At 67.5% G+C, this 6,872-nt stretch carries 9 protein-coding genes; 7 read left to right on the forward strand and 2 right to left on the reverse strand.

Annotated elements, in window-relative coordinates; all coding sequences use genetic code 11:
- Nucleotide 1 precedes the first annotated feature (1 nt).
- The 4 genes from KBY78_RS00660 (at nt 2) to KBY78_RS00675 (ending at nt 4,555) form a co-directional block, all read left to right on the forward strand.
- Complete coding sequence (locus KBY78_RS00660; protein WP_255141898.1) at nt 2–1,813, forward strand: SLC13 family permease; 1,812 nt, start codon at nt 2–4, stop codon at nt 1,811–1,813.
- Nucleotides 1,814–1,914: 101 nt separating this feature from the next.
- Nucleotides 1,915–2,550 (forward strand): peroxiredoxin, encoded by a 636-nt coding sequence (locus tag KBY78_RS00665; RefSeq protein WP_006172158.1) that lies wholly within the window; start codon nt 1,915–1,917, stop codon nt 2,548–2,550.
- 131 nt (nt 2,551–2,681) lie between these two features.
- The gene (locus KBY78_RS00670; protein ID WP_006172159.1) at nt 2,682–3,386 is read left to right on the forward strand and encodes a TrkA family potassium uptake protein; all 705 of its coding nucleotides are present in this window, start codon (nt 2,682–2,684) and stop codon (nt 3,384–3,386) included.
- Complete coding sequence (locus tag KBY78_RS00675) at nt 3,386–4,555, forward strand: anhydro-N-acetylmuramic acid kinase (RefSeq protein ID WP_255141899.1); 1,170 nt, start codon at nt 3,386–3,388, stop codon at nt 4,553–4,555. Before KBY78_RS00670 ends, KBY78_RS00675 begins: the two co-directional genes overlap by 1 nt.
- A 15-nt stretch (nt 4,556–4,570) precedes the next feature.
- Here the strand turns inward: KBY78_RS00675 and KBY78_RS00680 are convergent, their stop codons facing one another.
- A complete protein-coding gene (locus KBY78_RS00680) occupies nt 4,571–4,900 on the reverse strand; it encodes a ribbon-helix-helix domain-containing protein (protein WP_255141900.1) in 330 nt (109 codons plus the stop codon).
- Nucleotides 4,901–4,992: 92 nt separating this feature from the next.
- On the opposite strand from KBY78_RS00680, the gene KBY78_RS00685 reads away from it, so the two are divergent.
- Both KBY78_RS00685 and KBY78_RS00690 read left to right on the forward strand, forming a co-directional pair.
- On the forward strand, nt 4,993–5,322 hold the full coding sequence (locus tag KBY78_RS00685; protein ID WP_006172163.1) for a hypothetical protein: 330 nt from the start codon (nt 4,993–4,995) through the stop codon (nt 5,320–5,322).
- A gap of 309 nt (nt 5,323–5,631) precedes the next feature.
- Nucleotides 5,632–5,889 (forward strand): hypothetical protein, encoded by a 258-nt coding sequence (locus tag KBY78_RS00690; protein WP_255141901.1) that lies wholly within the window; start codon nt 5,632–5,634, stop codon nt 5,887–5,889.
- A gap of 27 nt (nt 5,890–5,916) precedes the next feature.
- Here KBY78_RS00690 and KBY78_RS00695 read toward each other — a convergent pair whose 3' ends face one another.
- On the reverse strand, nt 5,917–6,093 hold the full coding sequence (locus KBY78_RS00695) for a hypothetical protein (protein ID WP_006172166.1): 177 nt from the start codon (nt 6,091–6,093) through the stop codon (nt 5,917–5,919).
- Nucleotides 6,094–6,178: 85 nt separating this feature from the next.
- Between KBY78_RS00695 and KBY78_RS00700 the strand changes: the two genes are divergently transcribed.
- Nucleotides 6,179–6,872 (forward strand): ATP-binding cassette domain-containing protein (locus KBY78_RS00700; RefSeq protein WP_255141902.1); only part of this gene is annotated, 694 nt, incomplete at its 3' end.

Raw genomic sequence — 6,872 nt, forward strand, 5'->3', positions numbered from 1 at the left:
CATGGACGACCTGCTTCAGGCCGCCCTCCAGCCCCAGGCCCTGATCACCCTGCTGGTGCTGGCCCTGGCGATTGTGCTGTTCATCAGCGGCTGGCTCGCTCCCGAGCTCACTGGTCTGCTGGCGGCCAGCCTGTTGATGGCCACCGGTGTGCTCAAGCCAGCCGAGGCCGTGGAGGGCTTCGGCAGCACGGCCCTGGTCACCCTGATGGGCCTGTTTGCCCTCTCGGCCGGCCTGTTCCGCTCCGGGGCCCTCGACCGCCTGCGGGCCCTGATCGGCTCCAATGCGGTGCGCAGCCCCAAACGGATGATCACCCTGATGGTGGCTGTGGTGGGCCCTGTCTCAGGCTTCATCCCCAACACCCCGATCGTGGCCACTCTGCTGCCCGTGATCGAGGGCTGGTGCCACCGGCACCGGATCGCCCCTTCGAAGGTGTTGCTGCCGCTTTCCTTCGCCACGGTGCTGGGGGGCACCCTCACGCTGCTGGGCAGTTCGGTGAACCTGCTGGCCAGCGATGTCAGCAAAAAGCTTGGCTACGGCGAGTTCGACCTGTTCAGCTTCACCGGCATCGGCCTCGGAGTGTGGCTGGTGGGCGGAGCCATGATGGTGGTGCTGGCCGACCGCTTCCTGCCCAATCGTGGGGTCGACGAGGACGACCTGATGGGCGGGATGGCCCGCAGCGGTTACCTCACCGAGGTCCTGATCCCCAGGAACTCGGAACTGCTGGGCCGATCGCTGCACGACAGCCGCCTGCAGCGGCGCTTCGATCTCGACGTGCTGGAGCTGCACCGCGCCAGCGAGCGCTTTCTGCCCCCCCTGGCGGACATGCCACTGGTTGAACACGACCGCCTGCTGCTGAGGTGCGGTCGCGAGGATCTGCTGCGCCTGCAGCAGGAGCGGATGGTCACGCTGGCGCCGGCAAAGCTCGAAGACGGCGAGATCGAGGCCGTCGACCCGGCCAGTCAGCGCACCGTGGAGGTGCTGCTGCCCGCAGGCTCCACCCTGGCCGGTGAAACCCTGCGGGATCTGCGCTTCCGCCAGCGCTACAACGCCACGGTGCTCGCCCTGCGCCGCGGCAACGAAGTGCTGCGCGAACGGTTGGGCCGAATCGTGCTGCGCGATGGCGACGTGGTGCTGCTGCAGGCCCCCCGCGATGCGATTCGCGGCCTGCAAGCCAACAACGACCTGGTGGTGCTCGAGCAGCTGGAAAAAGACCTCCCCACGGCCAGCCGCAAGGGGGTCGCCATGGTGATCGCCCTGCTGGCGATCCTGCTGCCCACCTTCAAACTGCTGCCGCTGGTGGCTTCGGTGCTGCTGGGAACGGTGGCCATGGTGGCCAGTGGCTGCCTGCGGCCAGGCGACCTGCAGCGCTCGATCCGGCTGGATGTGATCCTGCTGCTGGGCTCGCTGGCGAGCTTCAGCGTGGCCCTGGAGAAAACCGGCCTGGCGGAGGCCATCGCCAAGGCGATGCTGCTGATGGTGAAGGGATGGCCTGTGTTCTGGGCGCTGGTGATGGTGTTCCTGTTCACCACCCTGCTCACCGAGGTGATGAGCAATGCCGCCACGGTGGCGCTGGTGATCCCGATCGCGGCCCAGCTGGCCCAGGGCCTGGGGCAGCAGCCCATGGGCTTCATCTTCACCGTGCTCTTCGGCGCCAGCCAGAGCTTCCTCAGCCCCGTCGGCTACCAGACCAACCTGATGGTCTTCGGCCCCGGCCGCTACCGCTTCCTCGATGTGGCCCGCTACGGCCTACCACTCACCCTGACCATGACCCTGCTGGTCCCCTGGCTGATCTGCAGGCAGTTCGGGATCTAGCCACCTCGATGCCTAACGTGGCTCAGGCCCGGGATGCGGCCGCGGAAGGACGCCCCTTCCCGCCACGCCCCCTTTCCTCTCTCCCAACACGCTTTTTTTCCATGACGCTGCAACTCGGCGACACCGTTCCCGATTTCACCCAGGACTCCCAGCTGGGTCCGATCAACCTCTACGACTTCGCTGGCGACAGCTGGGTGGTGCTCTTCTCTCACCCCGCCGACTACACCCCGGTGTGCACCACCGAACTCGGCGAGGTGTCACGCCTGCGCCCCGAATGGGAGAAGCGCAACGTCAAAACGATTGCCCTGAGCGTGGATTCCGCTGAAAGCCACAAGGGCTGGATCGGTGACATCAACGAAACCCAGAGCACCACGGTCGACTACCCGATCCTGGCCGACGCCGACAAGTCGGTGAGCGATCTCTACGGGATGATCCATCCGAACGCCCTCAACAACCTGACGGTGCGCTCGGTCTTCATCATCGATCCGAACAAGAAGCTGCGCCTGCAGATCACCTACCCCGCCAGCACCGGCCGCAACTTCGACGAGATCCTGCGGGTGATCGATTCCCTGCAGCTCACCGACCACCACCAGGTGGCTACCCCGGTGAACTGGAAAGACGGCGAAGACTGCGTGGTGGTTCCCTCGATCGCCACCGAAGACGCCCGCGTCAAGTTCCCCAAGGGTGTCACCGAGATCAAGCCCTACCTGCGCATGACCCCCCAGCCCAACAAGTGAGAAACCAGCCAGCCTGATCGGCTACGGCCCATCGGCTGGTTTTCCCTGCCGGTTCACTCCCGCCTGCGGCGGGATTTTTTTTGCCCGGTGGGTGCGGGTCACAGAATGGCCGCGCAAGCGGATGAGCCTCGATGACCAACTGGTGGCGCTGGCAGGGAGCCGGAACGGCCGCACCGGACAGTTTCGCGGTGATCGGCGTGGGGCGTTTCGGCACAGCTGTCTGCAAGGAACTGGTGCGCTGCGGCGCCGAGGTGCTGGCGATCGACAGGGACCAGCGCGCCATCGATGCCTTGCGCCAGGTCGATCCGGCCATCGAGGCCCGAGCCCTCGACTGCACCGATGAAGAGGCTCTGCGGGAGGCGGGCGTTCTCGATCTCAACACTGTGGTGGTGGGCATCAGCGAACCGATCGCCGCCAGCATCACCGCCACCTTGATCGTCAAGGACAGCGAGGGCAGCCGGGTGAAGCAGGTGATCGCCAGGGCCACCAGCGATCTGCACGAGAAGATGCTGCGCCGGGTTGGGGCCGACAAGGTGGTCTTTCCCTCACGCATGCAGGGGGAGCAGCTGGCCCGTCAGCTGGTGCGCCCCAACCTGCTGGATCGCCTCAGGCTCGACGATCGCAACAGCATCGAGGAGATCAAGGTGCCTCAGGCCTTCATCGGCCGCTCCCTGCGCGATCTGAACCTGCGCAAGAACTATGAGGTGAGCGTTCTGGCGGCCGGCCCCGAGAACCGGCTCTCGGTGAACCCCCCGGCCTCCCACGTGCTCAGCGAGGGGGATCTGCTGGTGGTGATGGGAACCGTTCAGGCGCTCGAAGGCCTGCCCCAGCTGTGATGGTCCCGGGGCGGCCCAGCCTTGTGCTCGGACTGATGAGCGGTACCAGCGCCGATGGGGTGGACGCGGTGCTGGCCAGCTTCCAGCCCCCCCTGGCGCGTCCCCGCTGGCGTGTGCTCCACCACTGCTTCTATCCGTACCCAAGCGATCTGCGGGCCCAGCTGATCGCGGTGGGGCAGGGTCAGCCATTGGCGGCGGCTGCACTGCTGGATCTGGCCGAAGCTGTGAGCGAAGCCCAGGCCGAGTGCGCCCGCCGCTGCGATCCAGGCGGCCGTGCCGAGCTCGTGGGCTGCCATGGCCAGACCATCTGGCACCGGGCACCACAGGAGGGCCGGCGCGGCGCCAGCTGGCAGCTGCTGCAGGGGCCGCTGCTGGCCCAGTTGCTGAAACGGCCGGTGGTGTTCGATCTGCGCGCCCACGACCTGGCCCTGGGGGGGCATGGTGCCCCTCTGGTGCCCGCAGCCGATGCGGCCCTGCTGGAGCCGATCGGGGGCTGGCGCGCCGTGCTCAACCTCGGAGGGATCGCCAACCTCACCCTGTTGCCGCCAGCCCAGGGGCCCGAGCGCCAGCAGCCAGTGCGCGGCTGGGACTGCGGCCCGGCCAACAGCCTGATCGACCTGGCGGTGAACCGCTTCAGCCAGGGCAGCCTCAGCTACGACAAGGGCGGCGCCTGGGCCAGCCGGGGCGTGGTGCAGGAGGAGTTGATCCAGTCGTGGTTGCAGGAGCCCTTCTTTCTGCTGCCGCCACCGAAGTCCACCGGCCGGGAAGATTTCGGCCTGCCGGATCTGGAGCGGCGTCTCCATGATCTGGAGCAGCGGGCGGCCGCCGCTGGAGCCCACCTGGAGCCCGCGGATGCCCTGGCCACCCTCACGGCCTTCAGCGCGGCGGTGGTGGCGGCCGATCTTCGCCATGGGCCAAGGCCACTGGAGCTGGTGGTGGCCGGAGGCGGAGCCCGCAACGCGATGCTGATGGATCAGCTCAGGCGCCGCTGCCGGGGGCTGTGGGTGCGGCCGCTGGCGGAGCTGGGCCTCGACGAGGCCGCCCGTGAGGCCCTCGGCTTTGCCCTGTTCGCCTGGTGGCATCAGCATGGACATGCCGGCTGCCTGCCCTCGGTGACCGGGGCTCGCCTGGCGGCGGTGATGGGGGTCAGGGCTGATCCAACCCTTTAGCCCGAGGGGAGCGACTCAGGCGCTGGAGCGGGGCAGACGCAGACGCCGCGGCAGCCCCCGCAACCGTCGGGGCTGGCTGCGCTCCTGACGTTCCAGCACCTCGCGGAAGCGCTCGGTCGGCCTGCCGGGACCGCTGGAGCGCTCGCCCATCACCGGGGGACACTGAGCCGTGGCCAGCTCGAGGCTGTCGAGCCCCCTCTGGATCAGCACCTTGGCCATGTTGCTCACGGTTCGCGATTCCGCTTCGGCCGCCGCGCTGAGGCGGTCGCAGAGCTCCTCCGGCAGCACCACCTGAATGCGGGGGGACTTGGGGCGGCCGCTCGTGGACGTCTGGCGAGTGGCCACAGCGGAACAGATCCCACGCGTTACACACCAGTGTACAGAGATCCCATCGGATAGTATCCGGCACTAGGATTGAAGCGCTCCGAGCACGAGCCATGCCCAACAGCGCGCTCACGTCGGCGGCGGGACAGCCCCCGAAGCCACGTCGCACCAAGGAGCGTCAGGCCTCCCCTGGGACCCCCAGCGCTCGCGGGGCCGGCTCCAGCGACGTCGAGGTTTCAGCGGTGATCAGCACCTACCTGCTCACCCATCTTCATCACGTGCTGCAGCGCGCCGAGTTCAACGCCCTGCAGGAGGGTCGCCAGCCCCTGGCCGCCAACTACGCCCAGCTGCGCCAGTTGCTCTGCCTGGAGGCCCGCAGCCTGGAGAGCGGCGCCAGCGGCGGTGAACCAGGCAAATCGGTGGAGCCGCCTCAGGCCGCCTGAAGGCTCCTCTGGCCTTTCCCCTGGCTTGGCCGCACCAGGCCACCGGTTCAGCGGCAGCATGCCAAGACAAGAACGAGGGGCCATCCGCTCAGGCCATCAGGCGGGCTTCTTGTTCGCTCTTCTGGTCCTGTCCTGGCGCTGGGCTCTCACGGCGTCTCTACCGGCGGACCTTCGGCCGTGGGGTGGTTTCGGTTCGTGGTGAGCTCTTTGGCCATCGATCCAACAACAGCCAACAAAAACTGGCCCAGCACTGGTGGCCCGCCATAGGGTGCCGTTCAGAACGCTCAGGACGCGAGCAAGCCCGTGACCATGACCGCGCATCCCCCCGAACCCGCACTGGCCGCCAACGCCGCCGCGCTTTACGAGCGGATTCAGGGAGATGAGGCCCTGACCCAAGCGCTGTTCCGCCAGGCCTTGCAGGATCCCAAAGGCACGATCGAGCGCATCATCGCCATGGGAGCCCAATTCGATCTCCCCGTCACCGAAGCGTCGGTTCGGCAGCATCTGGCCTCCCTTGACGATCTGGAAAGCAAGCAGTGGCTGATCAAAGCCCGTGGTGGGCTCTGAGTCCGGGGCACCGGGCAGGCTCCTCTGTCAGGGGAGTTTCCGGGCCCCCGTGCGCGACGGCTCAGCGGGAACGGGCTGACTCTCGCGAGGGGCCTGGCGCAGCTCACGCCCACCCTGGGCCCAGCTGAAGAACAGCCAGTAGCTCACGATCGCCAGTCCGGCGGCCACCACGAGCGCCGCCAGCTGCTCCAGACGTTTCACCATCGCAGGCGGTCCCTGGGGGATGGACTGCAGTCTGGCCCGCAGCCGATCGAACCCAGGTCTTGGCCATTGATCGGCCCGAGCGGAGATGATGACGTTTCACAGCCGATCCGCCCAAACCGTGCTCCGTCTGGAACGTGTCTCGAAGATCTATCCCAATGGCGAGGTGCTCCGGGATGTCACCTGGGAGGTCAAGGCCGGGGACCGGGTCGGTCTGGTGGGGGTCAACGGCGCCGGTAAATCCACCCAGCTGCGGCTGATCGCGGGCCTGGAGGAGCCCAGCACGGGCCAGGTGGTGCGCCAGGGGAATCCCCGCATCGCCTACCTGCGCCAGGAGTTCGACGTGGATCTGGAGCGCAGCGTGCGCGAGGAGCTCTTCCAGGCCTTCGGCGAGGCGGCCGATGTGCTGATCCGCCAGCACCGGGTGGAGCACGAGATGGCCAGTGATCAGGCGGCCACCGATCCCCACCACCTCGACGAGTTGATCCATGAACTGGGCCGGCTGCACAGCCGCTTCGAAGCGCTGCACGGCTATGAGCTCGATGCCCGCATCGACAAACTCCTGCCCACCCTCGGCTTCACTCCCGAAGGGGCCGAGGAGCCGGTGGGGGCCTATTCCGGCGGCTGGCAGATGCGCATCGCCCTGGGCAAGATCCTGCTGCAGGACCCGGATCTGCTGCTGCTGGATGAGCCCACGAACCACCTGGATGTAGAGACGGTCCAGTGGCTGGAGGGGTATCTGCTCGAGCAGGAGGTGCCCATGGTGGTGGTCAGCCACGACC

The sequence above is a fragment of the Synechococcus sp. EJ6-Ellesmere genome (assembly GCF_024345875.1).
In the GTDB taxonomy this organism is placed as follows: Bacteria; Cyanobacteriota; Cyanobacteriia; order PCC-6307; family Cyanobiaceae; genus Regnicoccus_A; species Regnicoccus_A antarcticus.

What these genes read in the sequence shown, in the direction of transcription:
- KBY78_RS00690 (WP_255141901.1), top strand. Translation starts at nt 5,632, where the DNA reads ATGACCGCGCATCCCCCCGAACCCGCACTGGCCGCCAACGCCGCCGCG.
- KBY78_RS00675 (WP_255141899.1), top strand. Translation starts at nt 3,386, where the DNA reads ATGGTCCCGGGGCGGCCCAGCCTTGTGCTCGGACTGATGAGCGGTACC.
- KBY78_RS00665 (WP_006172158.1), top strand. Translation starts at nt 1,915, where the DNA reads ATGACGCTGCAACTCGGCGACACCGTTCCCGATTTCACCCAGGACTCC.
- KBY78_RS00670 (WP_006172159.1), top strand. Translation starts at nt 2,682, where the DNA reads ATGACCAACTGGTGGCGCTGGCAGGGAGCCGGAACGGCCGCACCGGAC.
- KBY78_RS00660 (WP_255141898.1), top strand. Translation starts at nt 2, where the DNA reads ATGGACGACCTGCTTCAGGCCGCCCTCCAGCCCCAGGCCCTGATCACC.
- KBY78_RS00685 (WP_006172163.1), top strand. Translation starts at nt 4,993, where the DNA reads ATGCCCAACAGCGCGCTCACGTCGGCGGCGGGACAGCCCCCGAAGCCA.
- KBY78_RS00695 (WP_006172166.1), bottom strand. Translation starts at nt 6,093, where the DNA reads ATGGTGAAACGTCTGGAGCAGCTGGCGGCGCTCGTGGTGGCCGCCGGA.